Annotated in this window: 17 protein-coding genes; 8 read left to right on the forward strand and 9 right to left on the reverse strand. The window is 63.1% G+C overall.

Going from position 1 to position 19,453, the window contains the following annotated elements:
- Window positions 1-8: 8 nt before the first annotated feature.
- Together gor and pgi are read right to left on the reverse strand one after the other, a co-directional pair.
- Window positions 9-1,355: a glutathione-disulfide reductase gene (gene gor / locus ENE74_RS10010; protein WP_127690803.1), complete on the reverse strand. Its 1,347-nt coding sequence runs from the start codon at window positions 1,353-1,355 to the stop codon at window positions 9-11.
- Between the two features lie 48 nt (window positions 1,356-1,403).
- Window positions 1,404-2,903 (reverse strand): glucose-6-phosphate isomerase, encoded by a 1,500-nt coding sequence (pgi, locus tag ENE74_RS10015; RefSeq protein WP_127690804.1) that lies wholly within the window; start codon window positions 2,901-2,903, stop codon window positions 1,404-1,406.
- Window positions 2,904-3,087: 184 nt separating this feature from the next.
- Here pgi and lepB point away from each other — a divergent pair, with 184 nt between their 5' ends.
- The 3 genes from lepB to era are packed head-to-tail and all read left to right on the forward strand — an operon-like array spanning window position 3,088 to window position 5,520.
- Entirely contained in the window at window positions 3,088-3,909 is an 822-nt protein-coding gene (gene lepB / locus ENE74_RS10020; protein ID WP_127690805.1) for a signal peptidase I, read from the forward strand.
- Entirely contained in the window at window positions 3,909-4,574 is a 666-nt protein-coding gene (gene rnc / locus ENE74_RS10025; protein WP_241241935.1) for a ribonuclease III, read from the forward strand. Before lepB ends, rnc begins: the two co-directional genes overlap by 1 nt.
- A gap of 37 nt (window positions 4,575-4,611) precedes the next feature.
- The gene (era, locus tag ENE74_RS10030; RefSeq protein WP_127690806.1) at window positions 4,612-5,520 is read left to right on the forward strand and encodes a GTPase Era; all 909 of its coding nucleotides are present in this window, start codon (window positions 4,612-4,614) and stop codon (window positions 5,518-5,520) included.
- Between the two features lie 102 nt (window positions 5,521-5,622).
- Here the strand turns inward: era and topA are convergent, their stop codons facing one another.
- The 3 genes from topA to plsY form a co-directional block, all read right to left on the reverse strand.
- Window positions 5,623-8,190 (reverse strand): type I DNA topoisomerase, encoded by a 2,568-nt coding sequence (gene topA, locus ENE74_RS10035; RefSeq protein ID WP_127690807.1) that lies wholly within the window; start codon window positions 8,188-8,190, stop codon window positions 5,623-5,625.
- A 105-nt stretch (window positions 8,191-8,295) separates the two neighbouring features.
- Window positions 8,296-9,381, reverse strand: a complete 1,086-nt coding sequence (gene dprA, locus ENE74_RS10040; protein WP_127690808.1) for a DNA-processing protein DprA — start codon at window positions 9,379-9,381, stop codon at window positions 8,296-8,298.
- Between the two features lie 3 nt (window positions 9,382-9,384).
- On the reverse strand, window positions 9,385-9,984 hold the full coding sequence (gene plsY, locus ENE74_RS10045) for a glycerol-3-phosphate 1-O-acyltransferase PlsY (RefSeq protein WP_127690809.1): 600 nt from the start codon (window positions 9,982-9,984) through the stop codon (window positions 9,385-9,387).
- A gap of 138 nt (window positions 9,985-10,122) precedes the next feature.
- On the opposite strand from plsY, the gene murI reads away from it, so the two are divergent.
- From murI to ENE74_RS10065, 4 genes are all read left to right on the forward strand, one after another.
- Window positions 10,123-10,926 carry a glutamate racemase gene (gene murI, locus ENE74_RS10050; RefSeq protein WP_127690810.1) on the forward strand — a complete coding sequence of 268 codons (804 nt, stop codon included), beginning with the start codon at window positions 10,123-10,125 and terminating at the stop codon, window positions 10,924-10,926.
- Window positions 10,927-11,077: 151 nt separating this feature from the next.
- Window positions 11,078-12,298 (forward strand): 5-aminolevulinate synthase, encoded by a 1,221-nt coding sequence (gene hemA / locus ENE74_RS10055; protein ID WP_127690811.1) that lies wholly within the window; start codon window positions 11,078-11,080, stop codon window positions 12,296-12,298.
- A 48-nt stretch (window positions 12,299-12,346) separates the two neighbouring features.
- Window positions 12,347-13,348: a ligase-associated DNA damage response exonuclease gene (locus ENE74_RS10060; RefSeq protein ID WP_127690812.1), complete on the forward strand. Its 1,002-nt coding sequence runs from the start codon at window positions 12,347-12,349 to the stop codon at window positions 13,346-13,348.
- Window positions 13,341-14,960 carry a cisplatin damage response ATP-dependent DNA ligase gene (locus tag ENE74_RS10065; RefSeq protein WP_127690813.1) on the forward strand — a complete coding sequence of 540 codons (1,620 nt, stop codon included), beginning with the start codon at window positions 13,341-13,343 and terminating at the stop codon, window positions 14,958-14,960. Before ENE74_RS10060 ends, ENE74_RS10065 begins: the two co-directional genes overlap by 8 nt.
- Window positions 14,961-15,134: 174 nt before the next feature.
- Here ENE74_RS10065 and ENE74_RS10070 read toward each other — a convergent pair whose 3' ends face one another.
- The 4 genes from ENE74_RS10070 to ENE74_RS10085 form a co-directional block, all read right to left on the reverse strand.
- Window positions 15,135-15,647: a fasciclin domain-containing protein gene (locus ENE74_RS10070; RefSeq protein ID WP_241241965.1), complete on the reverse strand. Its 513-nt coding sequence runs from the start codon at window positions 15,645-15,647 to the stop codon at window positions 15,135-15,137.
- Between the two features lie 188 nt (window positions 15,648-15,835).
- Complete coding sequence (locus tag ENE74_RS10075) at window positions 15,836-16,573, reverse strand: anti-sigma factor (protein ID WP_127690815.1); 738 nt, start codon at window positions 16,571-16,573, stop codon at window positions 15,836-15,838.
- Window positions 16,566-17,144 (reverse strand): sigma-70 family RNA polymerase sigma factor, encoded by a 579-nt coding sequence (locus ENE74_RS10080; protein ID WP_127690816.1) that lies wholly within the window; start codon window positions 17,142-17,144, stop codon window positions 16,566-16,568. Before ENE74_RS10080 ends, ENE74_RS10075 begins: the two co-directional genes overlap by 8 nt.
- 31 nt (window positions 17,145-17,175) lie before the next feature.
- A complete protein-coding gene (locus tag ENE74_RS10085) occupies window positions 17,176-18,162 on the reverse strand; it encodes a threonine ammonia-lyase (protein ID WP_127690817.1) in 987 nt (328 codons plus the stop codon).
- A gap of 64 nt (window positions 18,163-18,226) precedes the next feature.
- Between ENE74_RS10085 and ENE74_RS10090 the strand changes: the two genes are divergently transcribed.
- Window positions 18,227-19,432, forward strand: a complete 1,206-nt coding sequence (locus ENE74_RS10090; protein WP_127690818.1) for a saccharopine dehydrogenase family protein — start codon at window positions 18,227-18,229, stop codon at window positions 19,430-19,432.
- The last annotated feature ends 21 nt before the right edge of the window (window positions 19,433-19,453 follow it).

Below are 19,453 nucleotides of genomic sequence, written 5' to 3' on the forward strand. Positions count from 1 at the left end.
CCATTGGATTACTTCAGCAGAACCAGTTCCTCGGCCATGCTGGGATGCAGCGCCACGGTGTCGTCGAAATCCTGCTTGGTCAGCCCGGCCTTCACCGCCACGGCAGCCGCCTGCAATATCTCCGGCGCATCCGGCCCGATCATATGCAGGCCGACGACGCGATCGGTCGCTGCATCGACAATCATCTTGTAAAGTGATCGCTCGTTGCGCCCCGCCAGCACATTCTTCATCGGGCGAAAATCTGACGTGAACACCTTTACGGTGCCCAGGCTGTTGCGGGCCTCCGCCTCGGTCATGCCCACCGCGCCGATCGGCGGGTCACAGAATACCGCGGACGGAATGCAGTCATAATCCACTGTGCGCGGGTTGTTGCCGAACACCGTATCGGCAAAGGCATGGCCCTCGCGGATCGCCACCGGGGTCAATTGCACGCGATTGGTGACATCGCCGACCGCATAGATGCTCGCGCAACTTGACTGGCTGAACGCGTCCACCTTGATCGCCCCTAAACCGTCGAGTTCGACGTCGGCGTTCTCAAGACCCAGACCCGTGGTATTGGGTTGCCGCCCGATCGCAAACAGTACCATGTCGCAAGGGATGGGCTCGCCGCCCTGAATGTGGGCGACCAAGGGGCCCTCATCCGTCTTCTCTATCCGATCGAATGCGGCATTGAAGCGGAAGTTGATACCCTTGACCATGCTGATTTGAAGCAGGCGATCGCGGATCTGCGCATCGTAACTGCGCAGGATCGTGTCGGACCGGTTCACCAGTGTGACATGCGCACCGAACGCGTGAAAGATCCCCGCGAACTCGTTGGCGATATAGCCGCCGCCCGCGATCACGATCCGCTTCGGCACCGCGTCGATATGGAACACTTCGTTGGACGTAATGGCATGTTCGGCACCCTCGATATCGGGCACCAGCGGCCATGCGCCCGTCGCGACCAGAATATGCTTCGCGGTGACGGTCCGTCCGCTGGCAAGCTGCACCTCATGCGGTCCGGCGATCGTTGCGCGCTCATGAAAGCTGTCCACATGGTTGGTATCGAGCGTGTGCTGATAAATGCCGTTCAGTCGATCCACATCGGCCAGCACATTGTCCCGCAAGGTCTGCCAGTCGAACGCGCATTCGGGTACATTCCAGCCAAAGCGGCGTGCATCCTTCAAATCCCCCGCGAAATGCGCGCCGTAGACGAGGAGCTTCTTGGGGACGCAGCCGCGGATAACACAGGTGCCGCCAACACGATATTCCTCGGCGATCGCCACCTTTGCGCCATGTGCCGCCGAAATCCGGGCCGCCCGCACACCGCCCGACCCCGCACCGATGACGAACAGGTCGTAGTCATAATCGCTCATCATGATCGCCTTGCTTGTTTTAGGAGATATGGCGTCCCCCTGCGCCGCTTACAAACCCGCCAGGTCGATCAGCGCCATCGTCGAAGGATCGAAGCCGGTTGGCCCATCCTGCTCGATCGACTTGGCGATCTGCTTGCCCAGTTCGACGCCGAACTGGTCGAAGGGATTGATCTCCATCAGCGCCGCATTGGCGAAGGTGCGATGTTCGTAGAAGGCGATCAGCGCGCCCAGCGCCTGCGGCGTCACATCATCAAGCAGTATTGTCGTGGACGGGCGATTGCCGGGATAGGCGCGAGCGGGATCGTCGGGATTGGCCTTGCCTTGCATCAGCGCGGCACCCTGCGCAAAGCAGTTGACCAGCAAGGTACGATGATGCGCCGGATCGAGCGCATGGCCCGGCTCGATCGACGCAATGAACTCGACCGGCACGATATGGGTGCCCTGATGCAGTAACTGGAACACCGCATGTTGCGCGTCGGTGCCGACCCCGCCCCAGGTGATCGGCGATGTCGGTCCGTCAACAGGCGATCCGTCGGCCTTCACGCTCTTGCCATTGCTCTCCATCTCAAGCTGCTGGAGATAGGAAGGCAGCAGGCGCAGCCGCTCGTCATAAGCGAACACCGCGCGCGTCTGACATGCCATGACCCGCGCATAAAAGAGATCGGCAAAAGCCGCGATCAGCGGCGCATTGGCTGTAGGATCGGCCAGTCGGAAGTGGCGGTCCATGATCGCCGCGCCTTCCAGCAGGCTTTCGAACGCATCCCAGCCGAGCGCCAGCGCGGCGGGGAAACCGATTGAAGACCAGAGCGAATAGCGCCCGCCCACAGTCTCGCTGAAAGGCAATATGCGCGTTTCATCAACTCCCCATGCCATCGCCTTGTCCGGCGCGGCAGTCAGCGCGATCACCTTGCCATAAGGGTCGTCCACGCCTGCCTCGATCATCCAGTTGATCGTGCTCGCGGCATTCAGCATCGTTTCGGTGGTGGTGAAGGTTTTCGATGCAACGGCAAGGATCGTGGCATGCGGATCGAACCGGTCGAGCGCCGCTTCCAGCGCGGTGCCATCGACATTGGACACGATGGCGACATCATAGCGTTTTTCATCGCGGCCGAGCGCGTCGACGATCAGGTTCGGGCCAAGCGCCGATCCGCCGATGCCGACATGGATGATATGCCGCACTGGGCCGAGCGCCTCTGCCTCAATCGCGTCAACCAGCGCGCGCATTCTGCTATGGAGCGCCTTTGCGGCGGCGACGCTTTGCGCATTGCCCTCGCCCCGCTCTGCGGAATGTTCCGCAGCACGCTCTTCGGTATTATTGATCTTCTCCCCCGCGAACAACGCCTCCCGCCTGCCAGCGAAATCGGTCTCAAGCGCGAGTGCGTGAAAAGCATTGAGCAGATCATCGGTCAGATGCGTCTTGCTCCAGTCAAATCGCAGCGGCCCGACCGACAGCGTCATTTTCCAAAGACGATCGGCGTCCGCATCAAAGATCGTCTTGAGCTCGGGTACGGGCAGCGCGTGGATAGCCGTCCAGGATGGGCTGGGCATGAAAGATCCTTCCGAATGAATGCTGCCGGATTGCGAACGCTGCCCCGCTGCACGACGGAGAGTCGTCGCATCCATAAACAATGAATGCGGGCGTTGCATAGGCTTTGCATATGACCGTCCCTTGACGGCAGTCGGCCAAGGCCGCAAAGCCGCGACGGACGGTTATGAGAAGCGAAAGTCAAGCATGAGCAGCACATCGGAGACGCGGGACTTTCTCTGGTTCCTCGCCAGGTTGACGATATTCGTCATCGTGTTGCGCAGTTTCATCATGTCGCCGTTCAACATTCCCTCCGAATCGATGCAGCCGCGGCTGCTGATCGGCGATTATCTGCTGGTCGCGAAATGGCCCTATGGCTATTCCCGCTACAGCCTGCCGTTCAGTGTACCCCTGATCCCCGGACGCATCTTCGCCTCGCAACCCCAGCGCGGCGACGTTGTGGTGTTCAAGGCGCCGCCCGATCAGGCCAATGACTATATCAAGCGCGTGATCGGCCTGCCCGGCGATCTCATATCCGTGCAGCGCGGCACGGTGATGCTGAACGGGCAGGCTATCCCGAAAAAGCAAGTTGCCGACCTGGTTATTCCCGCATCGGCCAACATGGTCGCCGCGTCGCTGAAGGACGGCAACCCATCGCCTTGCTATCGTGTCCAGTTCGAGGAAATGACAAAGAACGGCCGCATGTGTCGCTATCCGCAATATCGCGAGACGTTGCCGAACGGCAAAAGCTACAACGTTCTCGATCTCGATCCCGACGGGCCGGCGGACGATCGCGAAACCATCATGGTGCCCGAGGGGCATCTGTTCTTGATGGGTGACAATCGCGACCGCAGCGCGGACAGCCGCTTTCCGGCTGAGGTCGGCGGCGGTATCGGCCTGGTGCCGCAGCAAAATCTGGTCGGACGAGCGATGATATCGGTCTTTTCCACCGATGGCAGCGCACAATGGCTGCTCCCCTGGACATGGTTCACCGCCGCGCGGTGGGACCGGATCGGCGAACGCTTTTGATGCGCGCCGATACGGCGGCATGGCTTACGGCGCTTACGCAACATGCGCCGCAGGATGCCGCGCTGTTCGTTCAGGCGCTGACGCATGGCAGTGCCGCTGCTGCCAATTATGAGCGGCTGGAGTTTCTGGGCGACCGGGTATTGGGCGTGGCCATTGCAGAGTGGCTGTTCGAACATTTCCCTTCCGAGCCCGAGGGCAAGCTGTCCCGCCGCTTCAATGCGCTGGTTTCGGGCGAGACATGCGCAGATATTGCGCGCGATGTCGGCGTTCCCGCGCAACTGGTGCTGGGCAAGCAGGCGCGTGACGATGGCGCGGCTGATAGTGACAATGTGCTGGGCGACGTTATGGAAGCGATCATCGGCGCGCTGTTTCTTGATGCCGGAATGGATGCCGCCAAGGCCCTGGTGCGTCGGCTCTGGGCCGGTCGGGTCGACACACAGGACAGCGCGCCCAAGCATCCAAAGTCCGCGCTTCAGGAATGGGCCGCCGCCAACCGCCGCCGCCCGCCAGAATATGTGATGACCGGTAAAAGCGGACCGCATCACAATTTGCGCTTCGCCGTCACGGTATCGATCAAGGGCGTCGGCGAAGCATCGGCGCAAGGTGCTTCCAAACAGGAAGCCGAAACCGAAGCGGCCAAGGCAATGCTGGCGCAATTGGGCTAGGGTTCCCCTTTTACGTCCGGTCCTCTATGGCGCGCGCATGACAAACGCTGAAAATCGGACGCGCTGCGGCGTCGTTGCCGTCGTCGGAGCACCGAACGCGGGCAAATCCACGCTCGTCAACGCGCTGGTGGGCCAGAAAGTCGCCATTACCAGCCCCAAGGCGCAAACCACGCGGACGCGCGTGATGGGCCTTGCCATCGAGGGCAACACACAGATTATTCTGGTCGATACGCCCGGCATCTTCGAGCCGAAGCGACGCCTTGATCGCGCGATGGTTCAGGCAGCCTGGGGCGGCACGCAGAATGCCGATCTTATCGCACTTGTCATTGACGGCAAGGCAGGGCTTGGCCCGAAGCTGGAGCGCGCCGTCGAGGGCCTGAAGGAACGACGCGAGCGCAAAATCCTCATCATCAACAAGGTCGACATCGCGACCAAGGAGAAGCTGCTAGTCCATGCCGAGCGGCTGAACGAGAAAATCGGCTTCGAGGAAATCTTTTTCGTCAGCGCGGCGACCGGCGACGGCCTGCCAGAGTTCAAGGCACATATCGCGGGGATGATGCCCGAAGGACCATGGCATTTCCCCGAAGACCAGGTGTCCGATGCGACCGACCGGATGCTGGCGGCGGAAATTACCCGCGAGCAGCTCTATCATCAGCTCCACGCCGAACTGCCCTATGCCGCGGCAGTCGAGACGGAGAAATATACCGAGCGCCCGGACGGATCGCTGGAGATTCACCAGCAAATCCTCATCGCCCGCCCCACCCAGCGCGCGATCGTGCTGGGCAAGAACGGCCAGCGCCTCAAGCAGATCGGATCGCAGGCCCGCGCCGAACTCGCCGCGCTGATCGGCAAGCCCGTCCACCTCTACCTCCACGTCAAGGTGAAGGAAAATTGGGAGGACGACCGCAGCGTCTATCGCGACATCGGGCTGGACTGGGTGGAGTGAACGACCCGTAATGCCGTCATGCCAGCGAAAGCTGGCATCTCTCTGCCTCGATTGGATCGATCAAGACAGTGAGATCCCAGCTTTCGCTGGGATGACGCAGTGTTATTCCGCCGCCTCCGCTTTGGTCTTCGCCGCCATCTTCTGCCCCGTCGTCTTCTTCCCCGTTGCCTTCTTCGCCCCGGCCTTCTTCGGCGCAGCCTTCTTCTTACCCTTTTTCGCCGGAGCCGCGGCTGCCCGTGCGTCGATGATCTGCGCCGCTTCCTCCAGCGTCAGTGCATCCTTGTCCACCGTCTTGGGCAGGGTCGCATTGGTCTCGCCATCGGTCACATAGGCACCGTAGCGGCCTTCCATCAGCTTGATTTCCGCTTCGGTACGCGGATGCTGGCCCAATATCTTGAGCGGCTCACGGCCGCCGGTGCGGGGGCCGCGATTGGCCGCTTCGGCCAGCTTCACGACGGCACTGTTCATGCCGACTTCGAATATCTCCGCCGTTGACGAAAGGCGGCCATATTTGCCGTCATGTAGCAGATAGGGGCCGAACCGGCCAATGTTGGCGACGATCGGCTTGCCCGTTTCGGGATGATCGCCCACCGTGCGCGGCAGGCTGAGCAGCTTGACCGCCCAGTCCAGCGTCAACTCGCCGTCGGGCAGGTCTTTGGGGATGGAGCCGCGCTTCGCCTCCTTGCCGTCGCCCATTTCGATATAGGGGCCAAAGCGTCCGCTCTTGCGGATGATGTCCTGCCCGGTCTCGGGATGTTGACCCAGAACTTCCGGCCCGCTGTCGGCAGCGCCTTCCCCGCCCGGCTGCCCGAACTTACGCGTATACTTGCATTCGGGATAATTGGAGCAGGCGATGAACGCGCCGAAGCGTCCTCCACGCAGGGAGAGCTTGCCATCGTCGCACAACGGGCAGGCGCGCGGATCGGTGCCGTCCGCCCTGGGCGGGAAGAGCATGGGCTCCAGGAACTTGTCCAGCTCCGCCGTGATATCGGACGGCTTCTGCTCCATCACTTCCAGCGTCTTGGGCTTGAAGTCCTTCCAGAAGGCTTCCAGCACAGCCTGCCATTGCGCACGGCCGCCGGACACGTCGTCCAGCTCATCCTCCATGCCCGCCGTGAAATCGTAGCTTACGTAGCGTTCGAAGAACCGCTCCAGAAATGCCGTGACGAGCCGCCCGCTTTCCTCCGCGAAGAAGCGGTTCTTCTCGATCCGCACATAGTCGCGATCCTTGAGTGTCTGGAGCGTCGAGGCATAAGTGGACGGTCGTCCGATGCCCAGCTCCTCCAGCCGCTTGACGAGGCTGGCTTCGGAATAACGCGGTGGCGGCTGCGTGAAGTGCTGCTCGGCATTCACGGCCTTCTTCGCGGGCACATCGCCGTGCGCGATTCGCGGAAGCAGCTTGCCGTCCTCGTCCTCCGCGTCGTCACGGCCTTCCTCGTAGAGCGCGAGGAAGCCGGGGAAAATCACGACCTGCCCGGTGGCGCGCAGCGTATGGCTGCCGCTGCCATCGACCATGTCGATGGTCGTGCGCTCCATCCGCGCCGACGCCATCTGACTCGCCAGCGCCCGCTTGAAAATCAGGTCGTAGAGGCGCGCATGATCGCCGCTCCCCACCTTGTCGCGGGAAAACTCGGTCGGGCGGATCGCTTCATGCGCTTCCTGCGCATTCTTCGCCTTGGTCTGATACTGGCGCGGCTTTTCCGGCAGATAGCCGCCGTCATAGCGTTCGGTGATCGCCTTGCGCGCGGCCGAAATGGCGCTGCCGTCCATCTGCACACCGTCGGTCCGCATATAGGTGATCGCGCCATCCTCGTAGAGCTGCTGCGCGACCCGCATGGTATGACTAGCCGAGAAACCGAGCTTGCGCGCCGCCTCCTGTTGCAGTGTCGATGTCGTGAACGGCGGCGGCGGATTACGTGTGACGGGCTTGGTCTCGACCGTCTGGACGGTGAAGCGTCCCGCCTCGACATCGGCCTTGGCGGCCAGGGCATCACCCTCCCTGCCGATCGTCAGCCGCTCGATCTTCTCGCCTTTCCATCGGATCAGGCGCGCGGTGAAGCCTACCCCGCCCTGCTCCATCTCCGCCGATACGGACCAATATTCCTGCGGCGTGAAGCTCTCGATTTCCCGCTCGCGCTCGACGACAAGCCGCAATGCGACGGACTGTACGCGTCCGGCGGATTTGGCACCGGGCAACTTGCGCCAGAGCACCGGCGACAGCGTGAAACCCACGAGATAATCGAGTGCGCGGCGGGCGCGATAGGCGTCGATCAGGTCCTCGTCCAGCGCGCGGGGATGCGCCATGGCGTCCAGCACGGCTGCCTTGGTGATGGCATTGAACGTCACGCGATCAACCACGGCGGGCAACGCCTTTTTCTGCCGCAGCACTTCCTGCACATGCCAGCTAATCGCTTCCCCTTCGCGATCGGGGTCAGTCGCGAGAATAAGCCGCGTCGCCTTTTTCGCCTCGTCGGTAATCGCCTTGAGTTGACGGGCCTTGTCGCCGTAATTTTCCCAAGACATGGCAAAGCCGTCGTCCGGGTTCACCGACCCGTCCTTGGGCGGCAAGTCGCGGATATGGCCATAGGATGCCAGAACGTGAAAATCCCCGCCCAGATATTTCTCGATGGTCTTCGCCTTGGCCGGCGATTCTACGATGACAAGCTGCATGATGCTGTCGAAAACCCCTGTTGAATCGATCTCTCGCGTACACGCGCGAGTCTGAAAGCGGAACGGGACTGCCGTCAAGCGGCCCCATATCTGTCGAAATATCCCTCAAGGGATGCGGCTGATCCGTCCTCCTGCATGACGCTCGACCCGACCCGCCAGTTCGAGTTCCAGCAGGACGATTTGCACCAGCGGTGCCGAAAGGCCGGACTGGCGGATCAATTCATCCACCGGCACCGGCACCGGCCCCAGCAGGGCGCCGATTGTGCGGCGGTCGGCATCGCTTGCATCCCCCTGCGACGGCGATGGCGTAAACAGCGCGGGCGGCTCGCGGAAGCGCAGCGCATCGATCGGCCCGATCGCTTCCAGAATGTCCGCAGCCGACTGGACCAGCGTTGCGCCGTCGCGGATGAGCTGGTTGCACCCCTGCGCCCTCGGATCGAGCGGCGATCCCGGCACGGCCATCACATCGCGCCCGGCCTCGGCCGCCAGTCGCGCCGTGATCAGAGAGCCGGACTTGGGTGCTGCCTCGACGACCACGGTTCCCACCGACAGGCCGGCGATGATACGGTTGCGTGACGGAAAGTGCCGGGCGAGCGGTTGCGTGCCGGGCGGTTGTTCCGCCAGCAGCAGACCACGCTGCGCGACATCGTCCTGCAAGGCGGCGTTTTCGGGTGGATAGGCGATGTCGATACCGCTGGCGATCACGCCGATCGTGCCACCGTCGATCGCGCCCTGATGCGCGGCCGTATCGATACCGCGCGCGAGGCCGGACACAACGACGACACCCTCGGCGGCAAGACCCTGCGCCAGTATCCGCGCGAACCGACAGGCCGCCGCCGAAGCGTTACGTGCTCCCACCATGCCGACGCAGCGTCGCATGGCAAGTCGCAGATCACCACGATAGATGAGCGCGGGCGGCGCACCTTCCATTTCGGCCAGCAGACCCGGATAATCCGGCTCGCCGATGAAGACATAGTTTGCGCCCAGTTTCTGGCTGCGCGCGATCTCCCGCGCGACATCGGCGGGATCGGCGAGCCGCGGCGGTCGACCGCCACCTCGGGCCGCAAGATCGGGAATGGCGGCGAGTGCCATGCTCGCTGACCCGAAACGCGCGACAAGGGCGCGATAGGTAATCGGGCCAATCTGCCCCGACCGCGCCAGACGCAGGCAATCGATGCGCGCCTGATCCATGGCTCAGTGCTTCGCCCCGACCTTTGGCTCGGTGCCCGCGCGCAGGCGGTGGATATTGGCCCGGTGACGCCACAGCACGATGGCAGTCATTGCCGCAAATCCCTGCGCCAGTTGCGGGTGCCCCAGCGCATAGGCAGATAGTGGCGCGCTGATCGCCGCACTCATGCCGCCAACCGACGACCAGCGCAGCAGCAGCAGCATAGCGATCCAGACGCCCGCGAACACCAGCCCGCTAGGCCAGTGTAGCGCCAGGACGACGCCCATCATCGTCGCGACGCCCTTGCCACCGGCAAAACGCAACCAGATTGGATAGCAATGGCCAATAAAGGCCATCACGCCGGCCAGAACAGGGCCGTGCGCGGGATCGATCAGACCGCCCAGTGCAACGGCTGCGGCACCCTTGCCCATGTCGAGCAGCAACGTCGCCGCCGCCAGCCCCTTGCGGCCTGTGCGCAGCACGTTCGTCGCACCGATATTGCCCGATCCGATCTTCCGGATGTCGCCTGCACCTGCGAGGCGCGTAACGATCAGTCCGAACGGTATCGACCCGACCAGATAGCCTACAGCAAGCGTGATGATGGCAATGAGCCACGGCGAAAGCATGCAAAATCCCCTTGGGTGATGGGCGCAATCATAGGCGTGGCAGGAAATGGGGCAAGCGGCCTTTCGCGCAAGTTTCGCCGTGGCCGCGCATCGCGCCGCCCGGTTGACTTCACCTGCGGGCACAAGGCAAGGATCGGTATGGCCGTTCCCGCTGATGCCCCGTTGCTGTTCTTCGACTCCGGTGTCGGCGGCCTTTCGATACTGGCCCCGACACAGCGTGTGATACCGACAGCGCCGATCGTCTATGCGGCCGATTCCGCCGGGTTCCCCTATGGCACGAAGAGCGAGGCGGAAATCGCGGCGCGCGTCCCCGCGCTGCTGGGTCGGCTTGTCGAACGATACCGGCCGCGGCTTGTCGTCATTGCCTGCAATACGGCGTCGACCATCGCATTGCCCGTCGTGCGCGCGGCGCTGGACGTGCCCGTGGTCGGCACGGTTCCTGCGATCAAGCCTGCCGCTCTGTTATCGAAGAGCCGGGTATTCGGCGTGCTGGGCACGGACGCAACGGTGCGCCAGCCTTATGTCGACCGGCTTGCAGCCGAACATGGCGCGGATTGTACGGTCTTGCGCCACGGATCGGCGGCACTGGTCCAGCTTGCCGAGGCGAAGCTGCGCGGCGAGCGGCCCGATCCGGCCATCGCCCGTGATGCGCTGGCCGGGCTGCTGGATCAGACGGACGGGGACCGGATGGACGTTGTTGTCCTTGCCTGCACGCATTTTCCGCTGGTGGAACCGGAACTGGCGGCGGCCGCGCCACATCCTATCCGCTTTGTTCATGGCGGCGAGGGCATTGCGCGGCGCATCGCCTATCTTACGCAAGATCAACCCTGGCCCGATGCCGCATCGCCGGGGACGGCGATCTTCACACGCCTCGACGATGCCGTGCTGAAACTGGAAAATGCATTGGCAGGGTTCGGCATCAGGCGGATGGAGGCGCTGTAGCGGCGCGGCCTAGACGCGCGGGGTAGGACAATTGGTCCGATTTCCCTGATCGCAATTTCTCCTTATCTTGCGAACCGTTCTCGCTGGTAATCGGCGATCCGGGACGATAAACGCCCGTTTCAGAGGATGCGGACTTAGGGACGGCATGCAGGTGAACTACAAGCATATCTTCAGCCAGGCTATCGACCGTCTGCACAGCGAAGGGCGCTATCGCGTCTTCATAGACATTTTGCGGAACAAGGGTGCATTCCCCAATGCGCGCTGCTTCCACGGGCATAACGGTCCCAAGCCGATCACCGTGTGGTGTTCCAACGATTATCTCGCGATGGGCCAGCATCCCAAGGTTGTCGCCGCAATGGAAGAGGCGCTGCACGATGTCGGTGCTGGCTCTGGCGGCACCCGTAATATCGGCGGCAATACGCACTATCATGTCGATCTGGAGGCCGAACTTGCCGATCTGCATGGCAAAGAGGCGGCGCTGCTGTTCACCAGCGGCTATGTGTCGAACGAAGCCACTCTCTCGACCCTCGCGAAGCTGCTGCCGGGTTGCATCATCTACTCCGATGAACTGAACCATGCGTCGATGATCGCGGGCATCCGCAATTCGGGTTGCGAAAAGAAGGTGTTCCGGCACAATGATGTCGCGCATCTTCGGGAATTGCTGGAGGAATCCGACCCGCAGGCACCCAAGCTGATCGCGTTCGAAAGCGTCTATTCGATGGATGGCGATGTCGCGCCGATCGACGCACTGTGCGATCTGGCGGACGAGTTCAACGCGCTCACCTATCTCGATGAAGTGCATGCCGTGGGCATGTACGGGCCGCGCGGCGGCGGCATTTCGGATCGTGACGGCGTCGCCCAGCGCCTGACCATCATCGAAGGTACGCTGGGCAAGGCCTTTGGCGTCATGGGGGGCTATATCGCCGCCGACCAGATGATTATCGATGTGATACGCAGCTACGCGCCCGGGTTCATCTTCACCACGTCGCTCTCGCCAGTGCTCGTCGCCGGTGCGCTCGCGAGCGTGCGGCATCTGAAGGCATCGAGCGAGGAGCGCGACGGACAACAGGCCGCCGCTGCCACGCTCAAGGGGATGATGCGCGACGCGGGCCTGCCGGTCATGCCGTCCGTTACCCACATCGTGCCGCTGATGGTCGGCGATCCGGTGAAGGCGAAGAAGATCAGCGACATCCTGCTCGCCGAATATGGCGTCTATGTGCAGCCCATCAATTATCCCACCGTGCCGCGCGGTACGGAGCGCCTGCGCTTTACCCCCGGCCCGGCACATGACGAAGCGATGATGCGGGATCTGGTTTCGGCCCTGGTCGAAATCTGGGACCGGATGGAATTGCAACTCGCGATGGCGGCATAATTCGCGCCTCTTGCGGAACCGGTAGCTGCCCTCCCATCTTGAGGGCCTATGCCCCCAACACCTCACTGGATAGAGCCGCACCCCACCGGCATCTATGTGCGCCCCGCCGATGCGTGGATCGATCCCGCCCAACCACGTGATCGTGCGCTGGTGACGCATGGCCATGCCGATCATGCGCGTGGCGGGCACGGGCATGTGTGGGCCACGCGCGAGACGCTAGCGATCATGGGCCTGCGCTACGGCACGGCGGACGGCACGCCACTTGCCTATGACGAGACGTTCAAGTTGGGGGATGTCGCAATCCGCTATGTGCCCGCCGGTCATGTGCTGGGATCGGCGCAGATCGTGCTCGAACATGCGGGCGAGCGGGTGGTGGTGACGGGCGACTACAAACGCCGCAGCGATCCCACTTGCCCGGCGTTTGTGCCGGTGCCCTGCGACATTTTCGTGACCGAAGCGACGTTCGGCCTTCCCGTGTTCCGCCATCCCGACACCGACGAGGAAATCGACCGGCTAGTCGGCGCACTGCATGCCCATCCCGATCGCTGCGTGCTGGTTGGCGCCTATGCGCTGGGCAAGGCCCAACGGATCATCTGCACGTTGCGGGCGCGGGGCCATCACGATCCCATCTACATCCACGGCGCGCTCGAGAAAATGTGTGCGTTGTATGAGGATTTCGGCGTGGCGCTGGGGGAACTGCGTCCGGCGGCGGGCGTCGCGGCGAAGGACATGCGCGGGCATGTCATCGTGGCACCGCCGTCGGCCCTCAACGATCGCTGGAGCCGCCGCCTGCCCGACCCGATAACGGCCATGGCATCAGGCTGGATGCGGGTCAGACAGCGCGCGCGGCAACGTAATGTCGAGCTGCCGCTCATCATTTCGGATCACGCAGACTGGGATGAACTGACCGCTACGATCCGCGAAGTCGCGCCCAGCGAAACCTGGGTGACGCACGGGCGGGAGGAGGCGCTCGTCCACTGGTGCGCGATGCGGCAGATGCGCGCGCGGGCGCTGGCCATGGTCGGCCGGGAGGACGAGGACGATGCGTGACTTCGCCCAGTTGCTCGACGGCCTCGTCTACACGCCTTCGCGCAATGGCAAGCTGACGCTGATTGCCGACTATATGCGCCGCACGCCTGATCCGGATCGCGGATGGGCACTGGCCGCGCTGACCGGCGGGCTGGACCTGAAAACCGTCAAGGCGTCGGCGATCAGCGACATGATCCGCCAGCGCGTCGATCCTGTGCTGTACGAAATGAGCCGCGATTATGTCGGTGATCTGGCTGAAACCGTTTCCCTTTTGTGGGTAAAGCCCGACGACGAACCCGACTACCAGAACACAGCCAGCCGGGCAGGCGACGATGCGACTGTCAGGCTGGACGCGGTGGTGCAGCAGTTGTCGGCAGGCAGCCGCGCCGATGCCCCCGCGCGGCTAGCGGCCATTCTCGACCATTTGGATACCAGCGGGCGGTTCGCGGTGCTCAAACTTGCGACCGGCGGGTTGCGCGTCGGGATTTCCTCTCGGCTGGCCAAGACCGCGCTGGCCCAGGCCTTCAATGTGCCGGTCGATGACATTGAGGAAAGCTGGCATGCTCTGGCCCCGCCCTATGCGCCGCTGTTCGACTGGCTGGAAGGGCGCAGCCCGCGGCCCGATCCCGCAGGTGTGCCCTTTTTCCGGCCTTTCATGCTGGCGCATCCGCTGGAGGATGCCACGGTCGATCTGGCGGATTATGCCGCGGAGTGGAAATGGGACGGTATCCGGGTGCAGATCGTGGGCACCGGCGGGCAAACCCGTCTGTTCAGTCGCGCCGGCGATGATATCACGGCAAGCTTTCCCGATGTTGCGGAGGCTTTTGACGGCCATGCCGTGCTCGACGGCGAATTGCTGGTCAAAGGCGAAACGCAGGGCGCCGATGTCCATGGCGGTGCCGCGGCCAGTTTCAACGCCCTGCAGCAGCGTCTGGGCCGCAAGACGGTGTCGGCCAAGATGCTGGGCGACTATCCCGCCTTCGTGCGCCTGTATGATATTCTGTACGACGGCGAGGAGGATCTGCGGGCGCTGCCCTGGCACATGCGGCGGGCGCGTCTCGAGGCCTATATGCCGTCCCTCAACAGCAACCGGTTCGATTTGTCGGCCGTCATCGAAGCCGACGACTTTGCGGCACTCGAAGACATCCGCGCGGGCGCGCGTGACGCCGCGATCGAGGGGATCATGCTGAAGCGCCGCGACAGCCCCTATGTCGCAGGACGACGCACCGGCCTGTGGTACAAATGGAAGCGCGATCCGCTGACCGCCGATTGCGTCATGATGTATGCCCAGCGCGGCCACGGCAAACGCTCGTCCTATTATTCGGACTATACGTTCGGCTGCTGGAATGAGGATGGGGAACTGTTGCCGGTAGGCAAGGCCTATTCCGGGTTCACTGACGAGGAACTGAAGTGGCTCGACCGCTTCGTGCGCGGCCACACCGTCAACCGGTTCGGGCCGGTGCGCGAAGTGGAAAAGACGCTGGTACTCGAAGTGGCGTTCGATTCGATCCATGAAAGCAAGCGCCACAAATCGGGCCTCGCCATGCGCTTTCCGCGCATTGCCCGCATCCGGCGGGACAAGCCTGCGGAGGAAGCAGACCAGATCGCCACATTGCGATCGATGATCGCCTAGACCTTGTGCGCTTTTGATCGGATCAAAAACGCGGTCTAGTTCCTTGTTTTGCCGTGATTTCCGAGCCGTGAAATATTCCATTTCACTCGAAATCACTCTAACGCGTAAAGCCCGCCGATCGGGGGGACTGATCGGCGGGCTCGCAGCAATCCAGCGACAGTGCCGCCGTCAGGTTCAGGGCATCAGAACCGTGTCGACGACGTGAATGACGCCATTGGACTGCATGACATTGGGGATGGTGATCTTCGACTTGCCGCCCTTCGCGTCGGTCAGATACCAGCCACCGGCTTCCTTCGCGACCGACAGGGTTTCACCCTGTACCGTCGTCAACGTCGCCTTGCCGCCATTGGCCTTCGCCTGCGTCTCGATGTCGGCAGCGGTCAGGCGTCCGGGGACTACATGATAGGTCAGGATGGTTGTCAGCGTCGCCTTGTTTTCCGGCTTCACCAGCGTTTCGACCGTGCCGGCGGGAAGCTTCGCAAATGCGTCGTTGGTCGGCGCGAATACGGTGAACGGGCCGGGGCCTTTCAGCGTATCGACCAGCCCGGCGGCCTGCACGGCGGCGACCAGCGTGGTATGATCCTTCGAGTTCACGGCATTGTCGACGATGTCCTTGTTTTCATACATCGCAGCGCCGCCAACCATGGGGTTGGCTGCATAGGCGACACTGGCGCCAGCCATGAGCATGGCACCGGCGATCGAAAGGGATAGTCTGGAAAGGGGGAGTCTCATTGGGGGGCGTCCTTCCTGTTGCAGCGTCCCGGATATGCCGGGTTGCACGGCAGATACGCGTGGTATCGCGCGAAGGATGCATCGCACCGATCATATATTTTGCGATTCGGCTGTGACCTGCGTCACAGGTAAAAAAATGTGCCTCAGAGGATCGTGATTTTCCCGACCGCGACCGGCGCGCTGCTGGGCGCGGCATGCGGCGCCGAGGCCGCTGGTTCCATCGTAATGGCCATGGTCACGCCATCGTCGAGCATGATGCGCAGGGCGCGCGGCACCGCCAGTCGCGTGGTGCCGTTGGCGGATATCAGGCCGAGCGAACGGGGCTTGCCGTCCGCCGGAATCAACCACAATTCGGGCGCAAGATCGCCCTGAGGCACATTTTCCGCCCGCAGATTGAGCTGCGCGGTTGTCGCGTCATACCGTGCCGCGACCAGCATGTCGCTGCCCTGGCCGGTCATCTGCGCGACCGCCATCTGAGCAGGCGGCGCTGGCACCTGAACAATCTGCGGCGTCGCTGTCGGCGGTGGCGCGGGTGCGCGAAACAGAAGAATGAAGGCAAGCGAAGCGGCGATCGCGCCCGAAAGGATGGCGCCGCCACGCCATAGTTTCAGTCGGCGAACCAGACCATCGGCCTGCCCTTCACCGTCCAGGCGCATGCTGATCGCCGTCCACGCCTCGGGCGGCGCGACCTGCCCGGCAAAATCCAGATGCAGCGGCGCAAGGCGCCGTTCCCACGCCGCGACCAGATCGGCAAAGCCGGGATCGGCCAGTTGCAGGCGCAAGGCCTGAGCCCGCTCCGGCCCCGTCAGCAGCCCGAGCGCCAGCTCGCCTGCAAGGGCGTCGCGATCGTCCGGTGGGGGTGGTGCAGCGGCGTCAACCATCCTCAAGGCACCCCTTGAGGCGTTGGAGGCCCCGCCTGATCCAGCTCTTCATCGTGCCAAGGGGCACGTTCATCCGTTCCGCAAGGTCGGCATAGGTCAGCCCGTCGAAGAATGCAGCGCGGATGGCGGTTCCGGCACGCTCGTCCAGCGCATCGATGCAATGATGAATCCGTCCCGTTTCCTGCATCTCCTCGATGCTCTCATCGGCGCGAAGACGCTCGTCAGCGATTGCCAATGCTGCGTCCTCGGGTGCGGTAGCGACGCGGCCGGACGCACGCTGCCAGTCGATCGCGGCATTCCGGGCAATGGCGCACAGCCATGTGATCGGGCTGGCCCGCGACGCATCGAAACGCCCGGCCCTGTTCCAGATCTTGATGTACACGTCCTGCAATATGTCCTCCGCCGCCGCACGGTCGTTGGAGATACGCAGGCAGATTCCAAATAGTTTCGCGGAGGTGAGATCATAGACCCTGCGCAGCGCGGCGCGGTCGCGGCGGGCAACATCATGCAGAGCGGCAACCAGATGATTGCGCGCGCTGTCGGCCGCGGTCGCTGGATCTGCCTCGCTCACGCGCCGGACAGTATCGGCGGGCGAAATGTTTTCAAGTGCCTATCATCGCGCAATAGGTTGCCGGATCGACATTGCGGCCCGAGAGCGTGACGATGGTCGCATCGTCCACCGCAATCTTGCCTGCGAGTACCGCCGCCAGCGCGACTGCGCCGCCCGGCTCCAGCACCAGGCCCAGCCGGGTCATGGCAAAGCGCATTGCGTCGGCAACTTCCGGCTCGGAGACCGCAACGCCGGACGCCCCCCGTGCCTGCAAAATGTCGAACGTCAGTGGCGCGATGCGTAACGTCTGCAACGCATCGCAGCGGGTCGGCGGTGGATTGGGGCCAACCGGCACGATCGCGCCGTGCCGCAGGGACTCCCCGAAATCGTCCCAGCCTTCCGGTTCGACAATCGTGATGCGCGCATCGGGCACGGCGAGCGCACACCCGCTGGCGAGTCCACCACCGCCACAGCAGATCACAAGCTGCGTCGGCATCTTGCCCGTCTGCTCCTCCATTTGGCGCGCCGCTTCCAGCGCCGTCGTGCCCTGCCCTTCGACAACCCAGGGATCGTCGAAACTCGGCACAAGGATCGCCCCGCTGTCCCGCGCGAGACGTTCGGCGATGACCTCCCGCCTTTCGGTCATCCGGTCATAGAAGATAACGCGCGCGCCCATGGCCCGCGTCGATTCGACTTTCGCCAGGGGCGCGTCGGCGGGCATGACGATGGTGGCGGGCATGGCCAGTCTGCGCGCGCTCCAGGCGATACCCTGCGCATGATTGCCGGACGAGAAGGCGACGACCCCCGCGGCGCGTTCCTCCGCCGTCATGTCGGACAGGCGATGCCACGCACCGCGGATCTTGAATGCGCCGATGGGTTGCAGCGATTCGGCCTTGCACCATATGCGCGCGCCGGCAATTTCCACCGGAAGCAGCGGCGTCGGTGGCAGGATGGCACGGATCTTCCCGTCGGCACGCAGGATACCGGCCAGATCGGGCTGACGGGCGGTGGCGGTCGACGCCTGACTTTGCGCTGTCATCGTTCCTCCCTATATGGGCGCATTCGCGCGGGGCAGACCTGCGTCAAAGCATGGAGCATGGGAATTGAGCAAGGTTCTTGTCATCGGCGCAGGCGGCGTCGGATCGGTGGCCGTTCACAAGATGGCGATGAACAGTAACATATTTTCCGACATCACGCTGGCCAGTCGCCGGATCGAGAAATGCGATGCGACTGCCGAATCCGTCAAAGCGCGCACGGGCGTGACCATCGCCACTGCGCAGGTGGATGCTGACGACATCGACGCGACCGCCGCGCTGATTGCCCGGGTTCAGCCGAAACTCGTCGTGAACCTTGCTCTGCCCTATCAGGATCTGGCGATCATGGAAGCGTGCCTGAAGACCGGCGTGCATTACATGGACACCGCCAATTACGAACCGCGCGACGAAGCCAAGTTCGAATATCACTGGCAATGGGCCTATCAGGACCGGTTCCGGGAAGCGGGCCTCACCGCCTTGCTGGGGTCCGGTTTCGACCCCGGCGTGACCAGCGTGTTCGCGACCTATCTCAAGAAACATTATCTCGACACGATCGAGACGCTCGACATCCTCGATTGCAACGGCGGCGACCACGGCCAGCATTTCGCGACCAATTTCAACCCGGAAATCAACATCCGCGAAGTGACCGCCGTGGCACGGCACTGGGAAAATGGCGCGTGGGTGGAAACGCCGCCGCTCAGCCACAAGCAGAGCTTCGACTTCGAACAGGTCGGCGTGAAAAACATGTATCTCATGTATCATGAGGAACTGGAGTCCCTGAAGACGCATCTGCCGGAAATCCGCCGCATCCGTTTTTGGATGACGTTCGGAGACGCCTATCTCAAGCATCTCGAAGTGCTCCAGAATGTCGGCATGACGCGGATCGATCCGGTGCTGTACGAAGGCAAGGAGATCATACCCTTGCAGTTCCTGAAGGCCGTGCTCCCCGAACCAGCCTCGCTGGGCGTGACGACCAAGGGCAAGACCAATATCGGCGATATCGCGACCGGCACGAAGGACGGCGTTCAAAAGACCTTCTATATCTGGAACGTCTGCGATCATGAGGAAGCCTATGCGGAAACCGGCAATCAGGCCGTCAGCTACACCACCGGCGTTCCCGCGATGATCGGGGCGGCGATGCTGCTGACCGGCGCATGGGGCGGCGCAGGCGTGTTCAACATGGAACAGTTCGACCCCGATCCTTTCATGGCCATGCTGAACGAGCACGGACTGCCCTGGCAAGTCAAGGAACTGGACGCGCCGCTCGCTTTTTAGAGCTGTTGTCCTGCGAGAGCG

The sequence above is a fragment of the Sphingobium algorifonticola genome (assembly GCF_004005485.1).
GTDB lineage: Bacteria > Pseudomonadota > Alphaproteobacteria > Sphingomonadales > Sphingomonadaceae > Sphingobium > Sphingobium algorifonticola.